The organism is Bradyrhizobium sp. 23AC (assembly GCF_054863025.1).
Genome location: NZ_JAVAYN010000232.1, coordinates 1 through 255 on the forward strand (window position 1 = coordinate 1; position 255 = coordinate 255).

Consider the following 255-nt stretch of genomic DNA (forward strand, 5'->3'; position numbering starts at 1 on the left):
GCATGAAGGACATGAACACGATCATAGTGAGCATGCGGATCATAATCATGATGTGTTGATGGCAGATACCAAAACCCAAAAATACAGCCTTTTTGCTTTAGAACATAAGCAGTTCGGCGATGTTCATGTTGAACTTGGAGCACGTGTCGATCATCAAAAAGTAAAAGTGGATTCGGAGCAAAAAGATTATTCCGGTACGGGTGTTTCTGCCTCTGCCGCTGCGAATTGGGAGTTTGCACCGAATTACAAACTGTC

At 43.5% G+C, this 255-nt stretch carries 1 protein-coding gene; it reads left to right on the top strand.

Annotated features, from left to right (window positions below):
- Positions 1-58 precede the first annotated feature (58 nt).
- A partial coding sequence (locus RAD10_RS42240) for a TonB-dependent receptor domain-containing protein (protein WP_461622060.1) occupies positions 59-255 on the top strand: 197 nt, incomplete at its 3' end.